The 17,924-nt window shown below is 71.8% G+C and carries 19 protein-coding genes; 13 read left to right on the top strand and 6 right to left on the bottom strand.

Going from position 1 to position 17,924, the window contains the following annotated elements:
* Nucleotides 1-135: 135 nt before the first annotated feature.
* From sepH to ABZ883_RS13895, 3 genes are all read right to left on the bottom strand, one after another.
* Nucleotides 136-1,212, bottom strand: a complete 1,077-nt coding sequence (sepH, locus tag ABZ883_RS13905) for a septation protein SepH (RefSeq protein ID WP_360905834.1) — start codon at nucleotides 1,210-1,212, stop codon at nucleotides 136-138.
* Between the two features lie 341 nt (nucleotides 1,213-1,553).
* On the bottom strand, nucleotides 1,554-2,876 hold the full coding sequence (locus ABZ883_RS13900; protein WP_360905833.1) for a D-arabinono-1,4-lactone oxidase: 1,323 nt from the start codon (nucleotides 2,874-2,876) through the stop codon (nucleotides 1,554-1,556).
* Nucleotides 2,833-4,080: an MFS transporter gene (locus ABZ883_RS13895; protein ID WP_360905859.1), complete on the bottom strand. Its 1,248-nt coding sequence runs from the start codon at nucleotides 4,078-4,080 to the stop codon at nucleotides 2,833-2,835. The genes ABZ883_RS13900 and ABZ883_RS13895 overlap by 44 nt, the downstream gene beginning before the upstream one ends.
* Nucleotides 4,081-4,264: 184 nt before the next feature.
* Between ABZ883_RS13895 and ABZ883_RS13890 the strand changes: the two genes are divergently transcribed.
* Both ABZ883_RS13890 and ABZ883_RS13885 read left to right on the top strand, forming a co-directional pair.
* Nucleotides 4,265-5,398, top strand: coding sequence for a ferrochelatase (locus ABZ883_RS13890; protein ID WP_360905832.1), 1,134 nt, complete (start codon nucleotides 4,265-4,267; stop codon nucleotides 5,396-5,398).
* A gap of 41 nt (nucleotides 5,399-5,439) precedes the next feature.
* Entirely contained in the window at nucleotides 5,440-6,240 is an 801-nt protein-coding gene (locus ABZ883_RS13885; RefSeq protein ID WP_360905831.1) for an inositol monophosphatase family protein, read from the top strand.
* A gap of 77 nt (nucleotides 6,241-6,317) precedes the next feature.
* Here the strand turns inward: ABZ883_RS13885 and ABZ883_RS13880 are convergent, their stop codons facing one another.
* On the bottom strand, nucleotides 6,318-6,491 hold the full coding sequence (locus tag ABZ883_RS13880; RefSeq protein ID WP_319659104.1) for a hypothetical protein: 174 nt from the start codon (nucleotides 6,489-6,491) through the stop codon (nucleotides 6,318-6,320).
* A 445-nt stretch (nucleotides 6,492-6,936) separates the two neighbouring features.
* On the opposite strand from ABZ883_RS13880, the gene ABZ883_RS13875 reads away from it, so the two are divergent.
* From ABZ883_RS13875 to ABZ883_RS13860, 4 genes are all read left to right on the top strand, one after another.
* A complete protein-coding gene (locus ABZ883_RS13875) occupies nucleotides 6,937-7,590 on the top strand; it encodes a response regulator transcription factor (RefSeq protein ID WP_360905830.1) in 654 nt (217 codons plus the stop codon).
* Between the two features lie 129 nt (nucleotides 7,591-7,719).
* On the top strand, nucleotides 7,720-8,886 hold the full coding sequence (locus ABZ883_RS13870) for a HAMP domain-containing sensor histidine kinase (RefSeq protein ID WP_360905829.1): 1,167 nt from the start codon (nucleotides 7,720-7,722) through the stop codon (nucleotides 8,884-8,886).
* 408 nt (nucleotides 8,887-9,294) lie between these two features.
* Nucleotides 9,295-9,594: a DUF4193 domain-containing protein gene (locus ABZ883_RS13865; RefSeq protein WP_319659100.1), complete on the top strand. Its 300-nt coding sequence runs from the start codon at nucleotides 9,295-9,297 to the stop codon at nucleotides 9,592-9,594.
* Between the two features lie 15 nt (nucleotides 9,595-9,609).
* Nucleotides 9,610-10,368, top strand: coding sequence for a hypothetical protein (locus ABZ883_RS13860; protein WP_360905828.1), 759 nt, complete (start codon nucleotides 9,610-9,612; stop codon nucleotides 10,366-10,368).
* Nucleotides 10,369-10,384: 16 nt separating this feature from the next.
* Here ABZ883_RS13860 and ABZ883_RS13855 read toward each other — a convergent pair whose 3' ends face one another.
* Nucleotides 10,385-10,837, bottom strand: a complete 453-nt coding sequence (locus tag ABZ883_RS13855; RefSeq protein WP_360905827.1) for a DUF3093 domain-containing protein — start codon at nucleotides 10,835-10,837, stop codon at nucleotides 10,385-10,387.
* A gap of 26 nt (nucleotides 10,838-10,863) precedes the next feature.
* The gene (locus ABZ883_RS13850) at nucleotides 10,864-11,748 is read right to left on the bottom strand and encodes an SDR family oxidoreductase (protein WP_360905826.1); all 885 of its coding nucleotides are present in this window, start codon (nucleotides 11,746-11,748) and stop codon (nucleotides 10,864-10,866) included.
* A 96-nt stretch (nucleotides 11,749-11,844) separates the two neighbouring features.
* Here ABZ883_RS13850 and ABZ883_RS13845 point away from each other — a divergent pair, with 96 nt between their 5' ends.
* From ABZ883_RS13845 to kdpB, 7 genes are all read left to right on the top strand, one after another.
* Nucleotides 11,845-12,447: a PaaI family thioesterase gene (locus tag ABZ883_RS13845; RefSeq protein ID WP_360905825.1), complete on the top strand. Its 603-nt coding sequence runs from the start codon at nucleotides 11,845-11,847 to the stop codon at nucleotides 12,445-12,447.
* Nucleotides 12,444-12,968, top strand: a complete 525-nt coding sequence (gene dut / locus ABZ883_RS13840) for a dUTP diphosphatase (RefSeq protein ID WP_360905824.1) — start codon at nucleotides 12,444-12,446, stop codon at nucleotides 12,966-12,968. The genes ABZ883_RS13845 and dut overlap by 4 nt, the downstream gene beginning before the upstream one ends.
* Nucleotide 12,969: 1 nt before the next feature.
* Nucleotides 12,970-13,737, top strand: coding sequence for a DUF3710 domain-containing protein (locus ABZ883_RS13835; protein ID WP_360905823.1), 768 nt, complete (start codon nucleotides 12,970-12,972; stop codon nucleotides 13,735-13,737).
* A gap of 133 nt (nucleotides 13,738-13,870) precedes the next feature.
* Entirely contained in the window at nucleotides 13,871-14,026 is a 156-nt protein-coding gene (locus ABZ883_RS13830; protein ID WP_360905822.1) for a hypothetical protein, read from the top strand.
* Nucleotides 14,023-14,112 (top strand): K(+)-transporting ATPase subunit F, encoded by a 90-nt coding sequence (gene kdpF, locus ABZ883_RS13825; RefSeq protein ID WP_360905821.1) that lies wholly within the window; start codon nucleotides 14,023-14,025, stop codon nucleotides 14,110-14,112. Before ABZ883_RS13830 ends, kdpF begins: the two co-directional genes overlap by 4 nt.
* A 9-nt stretch (nucleotides 14,113-14,121) precedes the next feature.
* On the top strand, nucleotides 14,122-15,783 hold the full coding sequence (gene kdpA, locus ABZ883_RS13820; RefSeq protein ID WP_360905820.1) for a potassium-transporting ATPase subunit KdpA: 1,662 nt from the start codon (nucleotides 14,122-14,124) through the stop codon (nucleotides 15,781-15,783).
* A 35-nt stretch (nucleotides 15,784-15,818) separates the two neighbouring features.
* Nucleotides 15,819-17,924 carry a potassium-transporting ATPase subunit KdpB gene (gene kdpB, locus ABZ883_RS13815; RefSeq protein WP_360905819.1) on the top strand — a complete coding sequence of 702 codons (2,106 nt, stop codon included), beginning with the start codon at nucleotides 15,819-15,821 and terminating at the stop codon, nucleotides 17,922-17,924.

Genomic DNA, 17,924 nt, shown 5'->3' with positions numbered 1-17,924 from the left:
GCCCGCCCACGGCGCGGCACCTCGCGTGGCCCCGCGAGGCACCGGCCCGGGGGCGGGTGGGAGACCGGGCGGTCTTCACGGACCCGCCCGGTGACGCTCCATCACATCCCGTGCGCCGGCGGCGGTGCGGCCGGGTCAGTCCTGCTTCTTGCGCCGGCTCCCGAAGACGATCTCGTCCCAGCTGGGGACCGTCGCCCGCCGTCCCGGCCGCACCCCGTCCGCCTCGGCCTGCCGGTCGGTGGAGCCGACCAGCCGGTCCCGGTGGGCGCCCACGGACCGGGGCATGAGAACGTCCGCGTACGCCGACCCCGCGCTCGCGGCGGGAGCCGGGGGCGCGGCCTCCTCCGCCTCGGGGTCGTCGACCACGCCGTCGGTCCCCGCGGCGGCCGCCGGGGGAATCTCCGGCGCCGCGGGCGACGCGGTCTGCGAGGGGACGACCATGTCGCCGCGGAAGCTCGGCACGGCCTCCAGAAGGCTGGTCAGGGAGTCGCGTTCCTCCTCGGCCCGCTCCTCGGCGCCGCTCGCGCGCTCCGGCCGCTCCAGCGCCCGGTCCCGCGGCAGCCGGGCGATCCGCGGCACGAAGGGGTAGCTCGGCTCCTGGGGCTCCTGCGTGGCCTCGCCGATCAGCGCACGGGCCTCGTCGTCGACGGCCTGGACCAGCCGCCGCGGCGGGTCGTAGGTCCAGCTCGCCGAGTGCGGCTCGCCGGCGACGCGGTAGACCAGCAGCACCTCCCAGGTGCCGTCGTCGCGCCGCCAGGAGTCCCAGACCACGGAGTCCTTCTCGGCACCCCGCAGCAGCAGCCGTTCGGCGACGGCCTCACCGAGCTGCGGTCCGGTGCTCTCGCCCTGACGGCGGACCGGGGTCTTGCGCGCCCGCTCCGCCATGAAGGCCCGCTCCGCGAGGACGGGGCCCTCGAAGCGCCGCACCCGCTCGACGGGGATGCCGGCGAGCTGCGCGACCTCCTCGGCGGTGGCGCCCGCTCTTATCCGCGCCTGGATGTCGCGCGGGCGCAGGTGGCTCTCGACCTCGATCTCGATCTGGCCCAGCCGCGCCCGGTCGTTGCGGATGGCGGCACGCAGGCGCTCGTCGATCGGGAGTGTGTACTCCGTGCTGTCGGCAGCCTTGAGCACCAGTCGTGTGCCGTCGTTGCTGACGGCCACGACACGCAGTTCGGGCACGGTTACCTCCCGGGTGGTGCCTGCCGACGTCACGTGCGTCGCTGCTCCCGATGGACGAGTGTGACCTGCCCGGGTGCAGCCTGCCACAACCTTGCTGAGTTTCCCGGCGTGTCGGGCATGTGCCGTGACGCGCCGTTATGGCACGGTTACCTCTTTGCAACGCTGAGTGACCAACTGCATCACTCGGCGTCACGTGTCTCCGGGTCGCTCGACAGCACCCCGGGATGAAGTGCGCCGTCTCCCCCCGGAGCCAGGATTTGTCACAGTACTCCATTTGGGCCACGCCGATGGGGCGCCGCGCCGTCGAACTTTGAGCGGGTCAAGGGAGTTGGCCGGGGGCCGTTACGAAATCTCCACAACTGGAGCTCTGCGATCTACGCCCCCAGCACCCGCCGCAGGTAGTCGTTGCGGAACAGCCGGTCCGGGTCGAGCCGGTCCCGCAGCGCGGTGAACTCACCGAAACGCGGGTACGCCCGGGCGAACCAGTCGGCGTCCCGGGTGTGGACCTTGCCCCAGTGCGGACGGCCCTGATGCGCCGTCATGATCTGCTCCACGGCGGTGAAGTACTCCTGGTACCGGCTTCCCCGGTACATGTGGACCGCCACGTAGGCGCTCGCGCGCCCCGAGGCCGTCGACAGCGCGATGTCGTCCGCCGGCGCGACCCGTACCTCCACAGGGAAGCTGATCCGCAGCGCCGAGGAGTCGACCATCGACTTCAGCTCCCGCAGGACCTCCACCGCCGCCTCCCGCGGGACGGCGTACTCCATCTCCACGAAGCGCACCCGGCGCGGGTGGGTGAAGACCTTGTACGGGATGTCGGTGTACGTGCGCGCCGACAGGGCGCGGCTGGAGACCTGCGCGATCCCCGGGATCAGCGACGGCGCGGCCTGGCCCACCGCGCAGGCGGCCCGGAAGACGCCGTTGGACAGGAACTCGTCGTCCAGCCAGCCGCGCACCGGGGGCACCGGCGCGGCGGGACCCTGGCTGCGGTTGTTGCGCTTGGTGTTGCAGCCGTCGGTGTGCGGGAACCAGTAGAACTCGAAGTGCTCGTTCTCCTCGACGAGTTGGTCGAACTCCGCGAGCACCCGGTCGAAGTGCATCGGCTCCTCGCGCGCGGTGAGCAGGAAGAGCGGTTCCACCGCGAAGGTGAGCGAGCTGACCACGCCGAGGGCGCCCAGCCCGATCCGGGCCGCGGCGAAGACGTCCGCGTTCTCCTCGGCGGAGCAGGTGAGCACCGAGCCGTCGGCCGTCACCAGTTCCAGTGCGGTGATCTGGGCGGCGATGGAGGCCGAGTCGCGGCCGGTGCCGTGGGTGCCGGTGCTGGTCGCCCCGGCCGCGGTCTGCTCCATGATGTCGCCCATATTGGTGAGCGACAGGCCCTCGGCGGCGAGGAACGCGTTCAGGTGCTTCAGCTGGACGCCCGCCTCGACGGTCACGGTCCCCGCCGCGCGGTCGAGGGAGCGTATGGAGCTCATGCGCTCCGGGCGGATCAGGACGCCCGCGGTGGCCGCGGCGGAGGTGAAGGAGTGCCCGGTGCCGACGGCCTTGGCCGGCAGGCCGTCCTCGGCCGCCTTCCGCACGGTGGCGGCCAGTTCCTCCACCGAGGCCGGGGACACCTCCCGTGCCGGGACGGCCCGCACGTTGCCCGCCCAGTTATGCCATGTGGCCTTCCCGGCGGTTCTGTTCGTCGTAGCCATGCGTACGCGATCCCTCCAGCTCCGGCGCCGGCTCCAGCCGGCGGTACCCCAGGAAGGCCGCCACCACGGCGAGTGCCGCGGCGGAGGCGGGTACCGCGAACGCCGCCCGGGCCCCCGCCGCGTCGATCACCCACCCGGCGAGCGAGGCCCCGAGCGCCACACCGACCGCGAGCCCCGTGCTCGTCCACGTCATGCCCTCGGTCAGCTTCGCGCGCGGTACCAACTGCTCGACGAGCGCCATGGTGGTGACCATCGTCGGCGCGATGGACAGGCCCGCGACGAACAGCGCCACGGCCAGGAACGGCAAGTTCCCGACCAGTAGTGGCGGGATCATACTCACGCCCATGGCCCCCACGCCCAGCAAAAAGCGACGCGAGGCCGTACCGCGCGGTCTCATCAGGCCGAAAAGGACTCCCGCGAGGCAAGATCCTGATGCGTACACGGCGAGAACGAGGCTGGCCGCGGCCTTGTGGCCCTGCTCCTGGGCGAACGCCACGGTGGTGACGTCCACCGCGCCGAAGATCGCCCCGGTCGCCACGAAGGTCACCACGAGGACCTGCAGACCGCGCGAGCTCATCGCGGAGCCCCGCGTGTGCTGCTCCCTCGGGTGCGGCGGCGGCTCGGTGGACCGCTGCGCGGTGAGCAGGAAGGTGCCGGCGGCGAGGAAGAGCGCGGCCAGCAGAGGGCCGGCCTCGGGGAACCAGACGGTGCACAGCCCGATGGACAGGATCGGGCCCACGATGAAGCAGATCTCGTCCACCACGGACTCGAAGGAGTACGCGGTGTGCAGCAGGTCCGGCGAGCCCCCGTGGATGGCCGCCCACCGCGCCCGCACCATGGCGCCCAGGCTCGGCGTCAGCCCGGCGACGGCGACACAGGCGAAGAGCGTCCAGTCCGGCGTCCCCTCCCGCACGCACACCAGGAGCGCGGCGACGGCCAGCACCGTGATGCCGGCCGCGGGGCGCAGCACCTTGCGCTGCCCGTACCGGTCCACCAGCCGTGAGACCTGCGGCCCGAGCGCCGCCCCCGACAGGGCCAGTACGGCGGCGAGCGCGCCCGCGATCCGGTAGCGGCCGGTGACCTGCGACATCATCGTCACGATCCCGATGCCGAGCATGGACAGCGGCATCCGGCCGATCAGGCCGGCGGCGGCGAAGCCCCTGGTCCCGGGGGCGGAGAAGATCGCGCGATAGGGACTGGGCAAGGGGCGCTCCTCGGCCTCGTCGCCGATGTACTTGGGTGCGGGGTGCACTGGCACTGGTAAGGAATGTGGCTGCTCATCACAGCTTACAAACGGAGCGCAAGCGATTTTCCGGCCGCCCGCCGCCGCCCTTGGTGCGGTCCGTGCCGTTCCGCGGCCGTCTGCGGGCGGTGGGAGGATCAAAGACATGTCCGATCACACCGAGGCCGACACCGCCGCTCCGTACGACGCACTGCTCCTGCTGTCCTTCGGCGGCCCCGAGGGGACGGACGACGTCGTCCCCTTCCTGGAGAACGTCACGCGGGGGCGCGGCATCCCGCGCGAACGCCTGAAGGAGGTGGGGCAGCACTACTTCCTGTTCGGCGGGGTCAGCCCCATCAACGCGCAGAACCGCGACCTGCTCCAGGCGCTGCGCAAGGACTTCGCCGAGCACGGCCTCGACCTGCCCGTGTACTGGGGCAACCGCAACTGGGCGCCCTATCTGACCGACACCCTGCGCGAGATGGCCGACGACGGCCACCGCCGCATCCTGGTGCTGGCCACCAGCGCGTACGCCTCCTACTCCGGCTGCCGGCAGTACCGCGAGAACCTGGCCGACTCCCTTGCCGCGCTGGAGGCCGAGGGCCGCCCGGTGCCGCGGGTGGACAAGCTGCGCCACTACTTCAACCACCCGGGCTTCCTGCGGCCCATGGTCGACGGTGTGCTGGCCGCGCTCGACGAACTGCCGCAACAGGCGCGCGCGGGCGCGCACCTCGCCTTCACCACGCACTCCATCCCCACCGCCGCCGCCGACACCTCCGGCCCGGTCGAAGCGCACACCAAGGACGGGTCCGGCGGCGCCTACGTCGCCCAGCACCTGGACGCCGCCCAGGTGATCGCCGACGCCGTCCGCGAGGCCACCGGCGTCGACCGGCCGTGGAAGCTCGTCTACCAGTCCCGCAGCGGCGCCCCCCACATCCCGTGGCTGGAGCCCGACATCTGCGACCACCTGGAGGAACTGCACGCCTCCGGGGCGACGGCCGCCGTCATGGTGCCGATCGGCTTCGTCTCGGACCACATGGAGGTCCGCTACGACCTCGACACCGAGGCCACCGCCAAGGCCGCCGAGCTCGGGCTGCCCGTGGCCCGTTCGGCCACGGTCGGCGCCGACCCCCGGTTCGCCGCCGCCGTGCGCGAACTGGCCCTGGAGCGGGCCGCGGCCGAGCGCGGCCTCACCCCCGAACGCTGCGCGCTGGGCGCGCTCGGCGCGAGCCATGACGTCTGCCCGGTGGGCTGCTGCCCGGCCCGCAGCCCGCGTCCCGCCGCGGCGGGCGCCGAGTGACCGACACCGACACCGACAGAATCCGCAGCACAAGGAGCACCGTGACCGACCAGCTGAAGGACGAACTCCTGGCCGTGGCCGTGGAGGCCGCCCGCAGGGCCGGGGAGCTGCTGCGCGACGGCCGCCCGGCCGACCTCGGGGTGGCCGCGACCAAGAGCAGCCCGATCGACGTCGTCACCGAGATGGACATCGCCGCGGAGAAGCTCATCGCCTCCTTCATCGGCGAGCGCCGGCCGGACGACGGACTGCTCGGCGAGGAGGGCGCCAGCGCGCCGGGCACCACCGGCATCCGCTGGGTGATCGACCCCCTCGACGGCACCGTGAACTACCTCTACGGCCTGCCGGGCTGGGCGGTCAGCATCGCCGCCCAGGTCGACGGCGAGACCGTCGTCGGCGTCGTGGAGGCGCCCATGCGGCGCGAGAGCTACCGCGCCGTCCTCGGCCGCGGCGCGTGGGTGGGCGACGTACGCGCCCGGCCGCGCCCCGCGCCGCCGTTCGAGCAGGCGCTGGTGGGCACGGGCTTCGGGTACAGCACCGAGGTGCGCACCGGGCAGGCCGAGGTGGCGCGCCGGCTGATCCCGCGCGTGCGGGACATCCGCCGGGCCGGATCGGCCGCCATCGACCTGTGCGACGTGGGCTGCGGCCGGCTCGACGCCTACTACGAGCGCGGGCTGAACATCTGGGACTACGCGGCGGGCGACCTCTTCGTCCGCGAGGCGGGCGCTCTCACCGGGGGCCGCCCGGGGGAGCCGCTGTCGCGGGAGCTGACGGTGGCGGCGCCGACGGGGGTCTTCGAGCCGTTGCAGGCGCTCCTGGAGGAGCTCGGCGCCTGGCACGACTGACCGGGTGGGTGCCGGGGCGCGCGAACGCCCCGGCACCTTGTCCGGTGTCCGGGGCGTTGCGCTTGTGTCCGGATGCCTCAGGCGATCTTGGGCAGCACCTGTACGCCGTGGTCGGCGGCGAGGCGGCGCAGATCGGCCAGTTCGGCCTCCTCGACTTCGGCCAGGAACTCGTCCCCCGCCTCCCGGGCGGCGAGCAGGTCCGACTCAGTGCTGTGTATGCGCTGCAGGATGCCAGTGGTGAATGCGTCCATCAGGTGGCGCCCCCTCGTCGTCGATAGGTGACACAGGGTGTGGGTGGGTACGGGTCGATCGGCTGCGGTCAGGTCGTTCCGAGGTCCCCGCGGATCACGCGACGGCTGTCGCCACAAGTCGACTGCGAACGCCCAGGGGGCGCGATCGGGGGTGTGCAGTCGTCCTCCCCAGGCCTGCCGGAGCGGAAACCTCCGCAACCCGGGGAATTCCGTGCTGTCCTCCCCTCCGCGCCGCGCGCGGCCGCGACCGGCGCGGATGCCGCTCGCCGGTGCGCACGGTGTGGCACGCGTCACGTGCGGTGACGCCTCCGGGCGGGGTGGCGGGTCCGTCGCGCGCCGCCCGGGGACGCGCTCTTACCGCCGGTTTACGGCCTCCAGGTGCAGGATGGAGACGCGTTCGGCCTGCGCACAGGCCGCTGGGAATGTTCACGGAAGGAACGGCGCCTTGCGCGTACTGGTCGTCGAGGACGAAGAGCTGCTCGCCGATGCGGTGGCCACGGGACTGCGCCGCGAGGCGATGGCCGTGGACGTCGTCTATGACGGCGGAGCGGCTCTGGAGCGGATCGGGGTCAACGACTACGACGTCGTCGTCCTCGACCGGGACCTGCCCGTGATCCACGGGGACGACGTCTGCCGCAAGGTCGTCGAGCTCGGCCTGCCCACCCGGGTCCTGATGCTCACCGCCGCCGGCGACGTGAGCGACCGCGTCGAGGGCCTGGAGCTCGGCGCCGACGACTACCTGCCCAAGCCCTTCGCCTTCACCGAGCTGATCGCCCGCGTGCGTGCGCTCGGCCGGCGGACGACCGCCCCCCTGCCGCCGGTGCTGGAGCGCGCGGGCATCCGGCTCGACCCCAACCGCCGCGAGGTCGTGCGCGAGGGACGGCAGGTGCACCTGGCGCCCAAGGAGTTCGCGGTGCTGGAGGTGCTGCTGCGCAGCGAGGGCTCGGTGGTGTCCGCGGAACAGCTCCTGGAGAAGGCCTGGGACGAGAACACCGACCCCTTCACCAACGTGGTCCGGGTCACCGTCATGACGTTGCGCCGCAAACTCGGCGAGCCCGCCGTGATCGTCACGGTGCCCGGCTCCGGCTACCGGATCTGATGCGCCGTGGCCACCTCCCCGGCGTCCCCCTCGCCCCGGCCGTCGTCCTCGTCGCAGGCGTCCTCGCCCCCGGCCCCGCCGCGCGTCCCACCGAAGCCCACGTGGGAGCCGACGTCGCCGGCCGGTCGCGTGCCGCTGTTCCGCCCCACGATCCGGATACGGCTGACCCTGCTCTACGGCGGCATGTTCCTGATCGCCGGCGTCATCCTGCTGTGGATCATCTACCTGCTGGCCGCACAGGCCCTGCACGACGGCAACATGCTGCCCTTCCGGCTGGTGAGCGGTCAGGTGCGCACCACGACGGCCAGCTGTGATTTGCCGGTAACGGGGTCGAGCGACGATTTCACGGCCGCCATCAACGCCTGCATGCAGTACCAGCGCGAGGTCGCGCTCGACACCCTGCTGCGGCGGTCGCTGTTCGCCCTGGTGGGTCTCGCCGTCCTCGCCTTCGCCTTCGGGTACCTGCTGGCGGGCCGCGTGCTGTACCCGCTGGGCAGGATCACCCGCACCGCGCAGGCCGTGGTCTCCTCCGACCTCAAGCGCCGTATCCACCTGGACGGGCCGGACGACGAGCTGAAGGAGCTCGCCGACACCTTCGACGAGATGCTGGAACGGCTGGAGCGGTCCTTCGACGCGCAGCGCCGCTTCGTGTCCAACGCCTCCCACGAGCTGCGGACCCCGCTGGCGATCAACCGGACCCTGCTGGAGGTCCAGCTGTCCGACTCCGCGGCCGGTCCGGAGATCCAGCAGCTGGGGAAGACCCTGCTGGCGACCAACACGCGCAGCGAACAGCTCGTGGAGGGCCTCCTGCTGCTCGCCCGCAGCGACAACGAGATCGTGGACCGCAAGCCCGTGGACGTGGCCGAGGCGGCCTCCCAGGCCCTGGAGCAGACCCGCAGCGAGGCCGACGCCAAGGGCGTGGCGCTCCGCAGCGAACTGCACGAGGCGGTGGTGCAGGGCAACGGCGTGCTGCTGGAGCGCATCGCGCTCAACCTCGTGCAGAACGCCGTCCGCTACAACGTCCCCGAGAACGGCTGGGTCGAGGTCACCGCGGGCCTCGAACCGGGTCTCGCGGTGCTGACGGTCACCAACACCGGCCCTGTCGTCCCGGCGTACGAGATCGACAACCTTTTCGAGCCGTTCCGGCGGCTGCGCACCGAACGGACCGGGAGCGACAAGGGCGTGGGACTCGGCCTGTCGATCGCGCGCTCGGTGGCCCGGGCCCACGGAGGCACCATTTCCGCGGTGCCCCGCGAGGGAGGTGGCCTGGTCATGCGGGTCGCGATCCCCGTCTGAGGTACCCGGGAGGCGTTCCTCGACACTCCCGGGGCCGTGTTCGCTTTGCGCTGAATTTTGCGGTCTGATCCCGGCGGCGGCATGCTGTGAGCGATTACACATACGATTCCGGCCGCGGGTACGCTGCGTGATCGCAAGTCCGGGAAAAGAGCGGAAAAATCCATGTTTCCGCAGGTCATGATCACGGGAAGTACACGTGGAGGCGTGAGCAAGGTGCGACAACACGGCCCTTTCCGGTCATGACCGGCAGTGGATCCGATCACCTCTTCGGGGGTGCGGTTGGGTGTCGATTGAGTAACGGCACTTGATGTAAGGCAAAATCTCCGCTTCGGGCCGGGCACAAGACCGGCCTCCCATGCGTTACGTGCGCTGGAGACACCGCAGACACCCAGAGGGGGAGAGCGATACATGGCTACTGATTACGACACACCACGCAAGACCGACGACGATGTCAACGAAGACAGCATCGAGGAACTGAAGGCCCGCCGGAACGACAAGTCCACGTCCACGGTGGACGTCGACGAGTTCGACCAGGCCGAGTCCCTCGAACTGCCCGGTGCCGACCTTTCCAACGAGGAGCTCTCGGTCCGGGTCCTGCCCCGGCAGGCCGACGAGTTCACCTGCATGAGCTGCTTCCTTGTGCACCACCGCAGCCAGCTGGCCTCGGAGAAGAACGGCAACCCGATCTGCCGCGACTGCGCGGCCTGACGGGACACCGGGATCGTGGACAGCGACGACGAGCGAGGCCGCGCGGCCTCGCTCGCGGGCGCATCGGAGGAACCGGCGGTCGACGACGCCCAGGCCGGGCCTCCGAGCCGTGCCGCCCGCGGGCGTGCCCGCGCCAGGGCGGCACTGACGACCCTCGCCGAGGGTTTCCTCGAGGCGGCCCCGCGGATACCCGTACGGGACCTGGAGACGCTCCGCCGGCACTTCCCCGGGCTCGGGCCCGAGGAGCTGGCGGACAAGCTCGTGAACGCCGCCACGATGGGCACCGCGACGGTCGGCGCCGGCATCGGCGCCGCCGCCATGCTGCCGACTCCGCCCGCCATGCCCGCCGAACTGGCGAGCGAGACGATCGGGGTCGCCCTGATCGAGTACAAGCTCATCGCCGAGCTGCACGAGGTCTACGGGCTGCGCGCCCCGGGCACGCTGCGGCAGCGCGCGATGATGTACGTCGCCGAGTGGACCGAGCGGCGCGGGATCGACTTCTCCAAGCCGTCCACGCTGAACGTGGCGCTCGGCGGCCGGATGAAGCGCGAGCTGCGCCAGCAGCTCATGAAGCGCAGCCTGCGCAATCTGCCGACGCTGGCCCCGTTCATGGTCGGCGCGGCCGTCGGCGCCGTGATGAACCGGCGCGACACCAGGAAACTCGCCGAGCAGATCCGCAAGGACCTGCGCGAACGGCAGGTGCCCTGGGCGTTGCTCTCCGCCGAGGAGCCGCCGTCCGCCCTGGGGGCCGGCGAGCCCGGCGCGGACGGCTGAGGCCGCCGCGGACGCCTCAGGCGGTCCGCACCTCCCGCAGCGCGGCGGCCAGCCGCTCGGGGGCCCGGGTGGAGAGGTACAGATAGGGCGTCGGATCCGCGGGGTCGGTGACCTCGATCCTCAAGGCCGTCGGCACATACGACCGCAGCAGCATGAACGCGCGCGGATCGGCCTTGTACGAGCGCCAGGCCAGCGCTTCCTCGTGGTCCAGCACGGTCGCCTCGCCGAGCGCGCCCACCGGGATCCGTGCGTCGCCCGCGACCAGCGACCCGGCCACCACCCGCAGCCGCGCCGAGCCGTACGAGCTCACCGCGACCGCTCCGGCCGCCGTGCCCCCGACGAGGCCGCCCAGCAGCGGCAGCGCCCCGAAGGGCAGCAGGATCAGCGCCAGGGACACACCCGCGCCGAAGGCGAGCAGCCACCACGAACGCGGCGCGGTCAGCCGCTCGTCATAGGTCATGCCGGTCATGCCACCCAGCTTGTCATGCCGCCCGGTCAGTACCCGCCGCGGGACCGCAGGCGCGACAGGGCCTGCGCGGCGCGCGGCGCCGTGCGCAGGCCGACGGCGACCTGCTTGGCCCAGTCGGTGGCCGCGGTCGGCAGGGCGGCGTTCAGGACGGCCGAGGAGCGGGCGTCGTTGCCCACCAGGTAGCGGGGGAGCGGGCGGGGCGCCGACAGCGCCTTGAGGACCGTGCGGGCCACCGGGCGGGGGCCCGGCAGCTCGCGCTTCAGCCGGTCCTCGACACCCTCGTACTGGTCGCGGTACGGCGACGTGGTGCCCTGCGGCAGCCGTGAGGCGCCGCGCTCCCAGATGTCCGTCCCGAAGGACCCGGGCTCGACCAGCACCACCTTCACCCCGAACGGCGCGGCCTCCATGCGCAGCGCGTCCGTGACCGCCTCCAGGCCCTGCTTGCTCGCGCAGTACCAGCCGAGCAGCGGCGTCGAGACCCGGCCGGAGACCGAGGAGATGTTCACGATGCGGCCCGCGCGCCGGGCGCGCATGGTCGGCAGCACGAGCCGGGCGATGCGCGCCGGTGCCACCAGGTTGATCTCCAGCTGCTGGCGCACCTGTTCGTCGTCGACGTCCTCGATCGCGCCGGGCTGCGCGATGCCGGCGTTGTTGACCACCGCCCAGGGACCCCCGTCGGTCACCGTGGCGATCTCCGTGAACGCGCGCACGGACGACGTGGCGTCCGCGACGTCCAGCAGCACCGTGCGCACCGACGCACCGGTCCTGGCCACGGCCGCGCGCAGGGCCTCGGCCTTCTCCTCGGTGCGCACCGTGCCGATGACGTCGTAGCCGGCGTGGGCCAGTTCGAGCGTGATCGCCAGGCCGATCCCGCATCCGGCTCCGGTGACGACGACGGACCTGGGGGTCATGGGGTGCTCCAAGGGATGGGGGACACGTGCCGCGTGGCCGGAGGGAGAACGGGCGGGCGGCGGGAAAGGATCCCGCAGGAGGGTAGGGTCTCCCGCGTGAACGGAGCCACACCCGACGTCCCGGCCCGCCCGGGCCTGACGCCGCCGCAGGACGCGTCGCCGCCCCGGCGGCACCCCGACGCGCCCGCGCCCGGCGAACCGCTCGGCGCGCACTACGAGCACTGCTTCGGCTGCGGCGGGGCCCAGCCCCACGGCCTGCACCTGGAGGCGCGCGCCGGCGAGGGCGTCTCGGTCACCGCCGAGTTCACCGTACAACCGGCGCACCAGGGCGCTCCCGGCCTCGCGCACGGCGGTGTGCTGGCGACCGCGCTGGACGAGACGCTGGGCTCCCTCAACTGGCTGCTGCGCCGGATCGCGGTCACCGGCCGCCTGGAGACCGAGTACGTCCGGCCCGTCCCCGTCGGCGCCACCCTCCACCTGGACGCGCGCTGCACGGCGGTCGCCGGGCGCAAGATCTACTGCACCGCCACGGGCCGGATCGGCGGCCCCGACGGCGAAGTCGCGGTGCGCGCGGACGCGCTGTTCGTCGAGGTCAAGCCCGCGCACTTCACCGAGCACGGCCGCGCGCAGGAGATCCGGGCCGTCGTCGGGGATCCCGGCCGGGCCGGAGCCGCCCGCGCCGTCGAGGTGAACCCGTGAGCCGCCCGCCGCTGGACGTGCTGATCAGACGGCTCGACGCGGACGTCCCGATTCCCTCGTACGGGCACCCCGGCGACGCCGGCGCCGACCTCGTCACCACCCGGGCGGCGGAGCTGGCCCCCGGTGAGCGGGCGGTGCTGCCGACGGGCGTTTCGATCGCCCTGCCGGAGGGGTACGCGGCCTTCGTGCATCCGCGCTCCGGCCTCGCCGCGAGGTGCGGAGTGGCACTCGTGAATGCCCCAGGAACGGTTGATGCCGGGTACCGTGGGGAGATCAAGGTGATCGTGGTCAACCTGGACCCGCGCGAGACCGTGCGGTTCGCCCCGGGGGACCGCATCGCGCAGTTGGTCGTCCAGCAGGTCGAGCGGGTCCGCTTCCACGAGGTGGCGGAACTGCCCGATTCGGTACGGGCGACGGGGGGCTTCGGCTCCACGGGGGGTCATGCCGCGGTGGACGGCCCGCCGGTCGGTCCGTCCGGCCATGGATACGCATCGGTCATCGCTGACCGGGAAGGACAGTGACGTGTTCCGTCGTCGTCGCAAGGAGCGCGAAGACGCCCTCGACGAGCTCGAGGCCGAGAGCCCTGACGAGCTGGCCGAAGACGCCGAGGAGTCGGACGACTCCATGGAGTCCCGTCGGTACAACCTTCCGCCCGCCCCGAGGCCGGACGGTCCGTGGGACGTGAGCGAGGTCGGCACACCCGGCGAGGGCCGGGTCGACCTCGGTGGCCTGTTCGTGCCCGGTGTCCAGGGCATGGAACTGCGGGTCGAGGTGGCCGGTGAGTCCATCGTCGCCGCCACTGTGGTGCTGCGGGACAGCGCCATCCAGCTGCAGGGCTTCGCCGCGCCGAAGTCCGAAGGCATCTGGGGCGAGGTCCGTGACGAGATCGCGTCCGGGATCACCAAGCAGGGCGGCATCGTCGACGAGGTCGAGGGGCCGCTCGGCTGGGAGCTGCGCGCCCAGGTGCCGGTCCAGCTGCCCAACGGCAACAACGGTGTGCAGGTCGTGCGCTTCGTCGGCTGCGACGGCCCGCGCTGGTTCCTGCGCGGTGTCATCTCCGGCCAGGGCGCCGTCCAGCCGGAGACCGCGGGCCTGCTGGAGCAGATCTTCCGCGACACTGTCGTCCTGCGCGGCGACACCCCGATGGCCCCGCGCGACCCGATCGTGCTGAAGCTGCCGAACGACGCGCAGATGGTTCCCGAGGGCATCGCCCAGGACCATGACGGCGGGCGCTTCTCCGACGGCATCGACCCGATGCGCCGTGGACCGGAGATCACCGAGGTGCACTAGCGCCGCCGTACGACCCGACCGATGGGCCGATCCGCTTCAGCGGGTCGGCCCATCGGCGTTTTCGCAGGTCAAGCGGGTTGTCATCAAGGGGCCGTCAAGTCGGCGCCAGGGCCCGTCAGGGAGGCGTCAACGCGTGGGGGCGGCCGGTGGATCGGATGTTTGCTGTCCTGGTCAATGTCCGTTCTGTCCGATTGAGGAGCACGTGATGGCCGATCTGGTCTTCGTGGCCGCCACGGTCGCGGTGTTCGCGCTGGTGGCCCTCATCGCCAAGGCGGTGACGAAGCTGTGAGCGCGGAGAACATCGTCGGGCTCGTCGTGGCCGTCGTGCTGCTGGGCTACCTCGTCCTCGCGCTCGTCTTCCCCGAGAAGTTCTGAGGCCCGGACATGGGCCCCGTACCCGCCCAAGTGCTCCAGGTTGTCGCCCTCGTGGCGGCGCTGGCCCTGGTGTACCGGCCCTTCGGCGACTACATGGCCGCCGTCTACAGCTCCGGCAGGCACCTGCGGGTCGAGCGCGTCCTCTACCGCTGCTTCGGCGCCGACCCCGACGCCGAGATGCGCTGGCCGTCCTATCTGCGGGCGGTCCTGGCCTTCTCGTTCGTCGGTGTGCTCTTCCTCTACCTGTTCCTGCGGGTCCAGAACCATCTCCCGCTCTCCCTCGGATTCGCCGCAATCAGCCCCGACCAGGCGTTCAACACCGCGACCTCGTTCGTGACCAACACGAACTGGCAGTCGTACATGGGTGAGAACTCCATGGGGCACGCCGCCCAGGCCGCCGGGCTGGCGGTGCAGAACTTCGTCTCGGCGGCGGTCGGCATGGCCGTGGCCATGGCGCTGGTCCGGGGCTTCGCCCGGTCCCGCACCGGCGACCTCGGCAACTTCTGGGCCGACCTGGTCCGCGGCACCGTGCGCGTCCTGCTGCCGATCGCCTTCGTCGCCGCGATCGTCCTGATCGCTTTCGGCGCGGTGCAGAACTTCGCCGGCTGGCACGACGTGACCACCCTCGCCGGCGGCCACCAGACGCTGACCGGCGGGCCGGTCGCGTCCCAGGAGGCCATCAAGGAGCTGGGCACGAACGGCGGCGGTTTCTACAACGTCAACTCCGCCCACCCGTTCGAGAACCCGGACGCGTTCACCAACCTCTTCGAGATCTTCCTGATCCTGGTGATCCCGGTCTCGCTCACCCGGACCTTCGGCCGGCTGGTCGGCAGCGTGAAGCAGGGCTATGCGATCCTCGCCGCCATGGGCGTCATCTGGATCGCCTTCGTCGCCCTGATGAGCTGGGCGGAGTTCGCCCACCCCGGCTCGGCGAACCAGATCGCCGGCGGTGCCATGGAGGGCAAGGAGCAGCGCTTCGGCATCGGGGGCTCGTCGCTCTTCGCGGTGAGCACGACCCTGACCTCGACCGGCGCGGTGGACGCCGCCCACTCCTCCCTCACCGGGTTCGGCGGCGGCATCACGCTGCTGTCGATGATGCTCGGTGAGATCGCCCCCGGCGGCACCGGGTCCGGCCTCTACGGCATCCTGATCATGGCGATCGTCGCGGTCTTCATCGCGGGCCTGATGGTCGGCCGTACGCCCGAGTACCTGGGCAAGAAGATCGGCACGCGCGAGATCAAGCTCGCCGCGCTCTACATCCTTGTCACCCCGGCGATCGTGCTCTGCTTCACGGCCCTGGCCATGGCGCTGCCGACCCCGCCGCACTCCATCCTGAACAGCGGCCCGCACGGCTTCTCGGAAGTGCTGTACGCCTACACCTCGGCAGGCAACAACAACGGCTCCGCCTTCGCGGGCCTCAGCGCCGACACGCAGTGGTACAACACCACGCTCGGCCTGGCGATGGTGCTGGGCCGCTTCGTGCCGATGATCTTCGTCCTGGCGCTGGCGGGCTCGCTCGCCGGGCAGAAGCCGGTCCCGGCCACCGTCGGCACCCTGCGTACCGAGAAGCTGCTCTTCGCCGGTCTGCTCGTCGGCGCGATCCTGATCATCACGGGCCTGACCTACTTCCCGGCACTGGCCCTCGGGCCGCTGGCGGAGGGACTGTCATGAGCGGCGCGGACCGACCCACCCCAGAAGAGGAAGCCATGTCCACCGCATCGTCCCCGCGCGGGTCCAGGGCAGGGACGGCACCGCACGCCCCCGCCGCGGGACAGCGCGGCCGTGTCTCGGGCGGCATGTTCGACCCGGCGCAGTTGCTGAGGTCGCTGCCGGACGCGCTGCGCAAGCTCGACCCCCGGGTGATGGCCAAGTCGCCCGTCATGTTCGTCGTGCTGATCGGCTCGGTGTTCACCACCGTGCTGGCGGCGCTGTCCCCCGCCGACTGGTTCGGCTGGGCGATCACCGTCTGGCTGTGGCTGACCGTGATCTTCGCCAACCTGGCGGAGGCCGTCGCCGAAGGACGCGGCAAGGCCCAGGCCGACACCCTGCGCAAGGCCAAGACCGACACCGTCGCGCGCCGGCTGACCGACGGCAGGGAGGAGCACGTCCCGGGCGCCTCCTTGCGGATCGGCGACCTGGTGGTCTGCGAAGCCGGCGACATCATCCCGGGCGACGGTGACGTCATCGAGGGTGTCGCCTCGGTGGACGAGTCGGCGGTCACCGGTGAGTCGGCCCCGGTCATCCGGGAGTCCGGCGGCGACCGTTCGGCGGTCACGGGCGGCACCAAGGTGCTGTCCGACCGCATCGAGGTCCGGATCACCACCAAGCCGGGCGAGACCTTCATCGACCGGATGATCGCCCTGGTGGAGGGCGCCGCCCGGCAGAAGACGCCCAACGAGATCGCGCTCAACATCCTGCTGGCCTCGCTGACCGTCGTCTTCCTGCTGGCGGTCGTGACCCTGCAGCCGTTCGCGGTCTACGCGGGCGCCGAGCAGTCGATGATCGTCCTGGTCGCGCTGCTGGTCTGCCTCATCCCGACGACCATCGGCGCGCTGCTGTCGGCGATCGGCATCGCGGGCATGGACCGCCTGGTGCAGCGCAATGTGCTGGCGATGTCCGGGCGCGCCGTCGAGGCGGCGGGCGACGTCTCGACCCTGCTGCTGGACAAGACCGGCACCATCACCCTCGGCAACCGCCAGGCCGCGGAGTTCGTCCCCGTGGCGGGTGCGGGCGAGGCGGAACTGGCGGACGCCGCGCAGCTGTCGTCGCTGGCCGACGAGACACCCGAGGGCCGCTCCGTTGTCGTCCTGGCGAAGGAGCGGTACGGCCTGAGGGCCCGGAGCGAGGGCGAGCTCGGCCGTGCCGAGTTCGTGCCCTTCACCGCCCAGACCCGTATGTCCGGCGTCGACCTGGAGGACCGGCAGGTCCGCAAGGGCGCCGCGTCCGCGGTCACCGCGTGGGTCACCGGGAACGGCGGCGACGTCGCGGCCGACGCCCAGCACACCGTGGACTCCATCTCCGCCGCCGGCGGCACCCCGCTGCTGGTCGCGGTCAAGGACGCCGGCGCGGCCCGGGTCCTGGGCGTCGTCCACCTGAAGGACGTCGTCAAGGAGGGCATGCGGGAGCGGTTCGACGAGCTGCGGCGGATGGGCATCCGAACGGTGATGATCACGGGTGACAACCCGCTGACCGCCCGCGCGATCGCGGACGAGGCCGGGGTCGACGACTTCCTCGCGGAGGCGACGCCCGAGGACAAGATGGCGCTGATCAAGCGGGAGCAGGCGGGCGGCAAGCTCGTCGCGATGACCGGTGACGGCACCAACGACGCGCCGGCGCTGGCCCAGGCCGACGTAGGCGTGGCCATGAACACCGGTACCTCGGCCGCCAAGGAGGCCGGGAACATGGTGGACCTGGACTCCAACCCCACGAAGCTGATCGAGATCGTGGAGATCGGCAAGCAGCTGCTGATCACCCGCGGCGCGCTGACGACGTTCTCCATCGCCAACGACGTGGCGAAGTACTTCGCGATCATCCCCGCGATGTTCGCGATCGTCTACCCGGGCCTGGACAAGCTCAACATCATGCAGCTGTCCTCGCCGGAGTCCGCGATCCTCTCCGCGGTGGTCTTCAACGCGCTGATCATCGTCGCCCTGGTGCCGCTCGCCCTGCGCGGGGTGCGGTACCGGCCGACCGGCGCCGACCGGATGCTCCGCCGCAACCTCGCGGTCTACGGCCTCGGCGGCCTCATCGCCCCGTTCATCGGTATCAAGATCATCGACCTGCTCATCTCCCTGATTCCCGGAATCGGCTGA

It is taken from the genome of Streptomyces sp. NPDC046977, assembly GCF_040644455.1.
In the GTDB taxonomy this organism is placed as follows: domain Bacteria; phylum Actinomycetota; class Actinomycetes; order Streptomycetales; family Streptomycetaceae; genus Actinacidiphila.
The sequence above is the reverse complement of the archived record's forward strand: the minus strand, read 5'-3'. Positions and strand labels throughout refer to the sequence as shown.

Excerpts from the sequence above, each read along its gene's own strand:
- ABZ883_RS13900 (WP_360905833.1), bottom strand. The coding sequence starts at position 2,876 with ATGGCTACGACGAACAGAACCGCCGGGAAGGCCACATGGCATAACTGG.
- ABZ883_RS13890 (WP_360905832.1), top strand. The coding sequence starts at position 4,265 with ATGTCCGATCACACCGAGGCCGACACCGCCGCTCCGTACGACGCACTG.
- ABZ883_RS13880 (WP_319659104.1), bottom strand. The coding sequence starts at position 6,491 with ATGGACGCATTCACCACTGGCATCCTGCAGCGCATACACAGCACTGAG.
- ABZ883_RS13865 (WP_319659100.1), top strand. The coding sequence starts at position 9,295 with ATGGCTACTGATTACGACACACCACGCAAGACCGACGACGATGTCAAC.
- ABZ883_RS13855 (WP_360905827.1), bottom strand. The coding sequence starts at position 10,837 with ATGACCGGCATGACCTATGACGAGCGGCTGACCGCGCCGCGTTCGTGG.
- ABZ883_RS13850 (WP_360905826.1), bottom strand. The coding sequence starts at position 11,748 with ATGACCCCCAGGTCCGTCGTCGTCACCGGAGCCGGATGCGGGATCGGC.
- kdpA (WP_360905820.1), top strand. The coding sequence starts at position 14,122 with ATGGGCCCCGTACCCGCCCAAGTGCTCCAGGTTGTCGCCCTCGTGGCG.
- kdpB (WP_360905819.1), top strand. The coding sequence starts at position 15,819 with ATGTCCACCGCATCGTCCCCGCGCGGGTCCAGGGCAGGGACGGCACCG.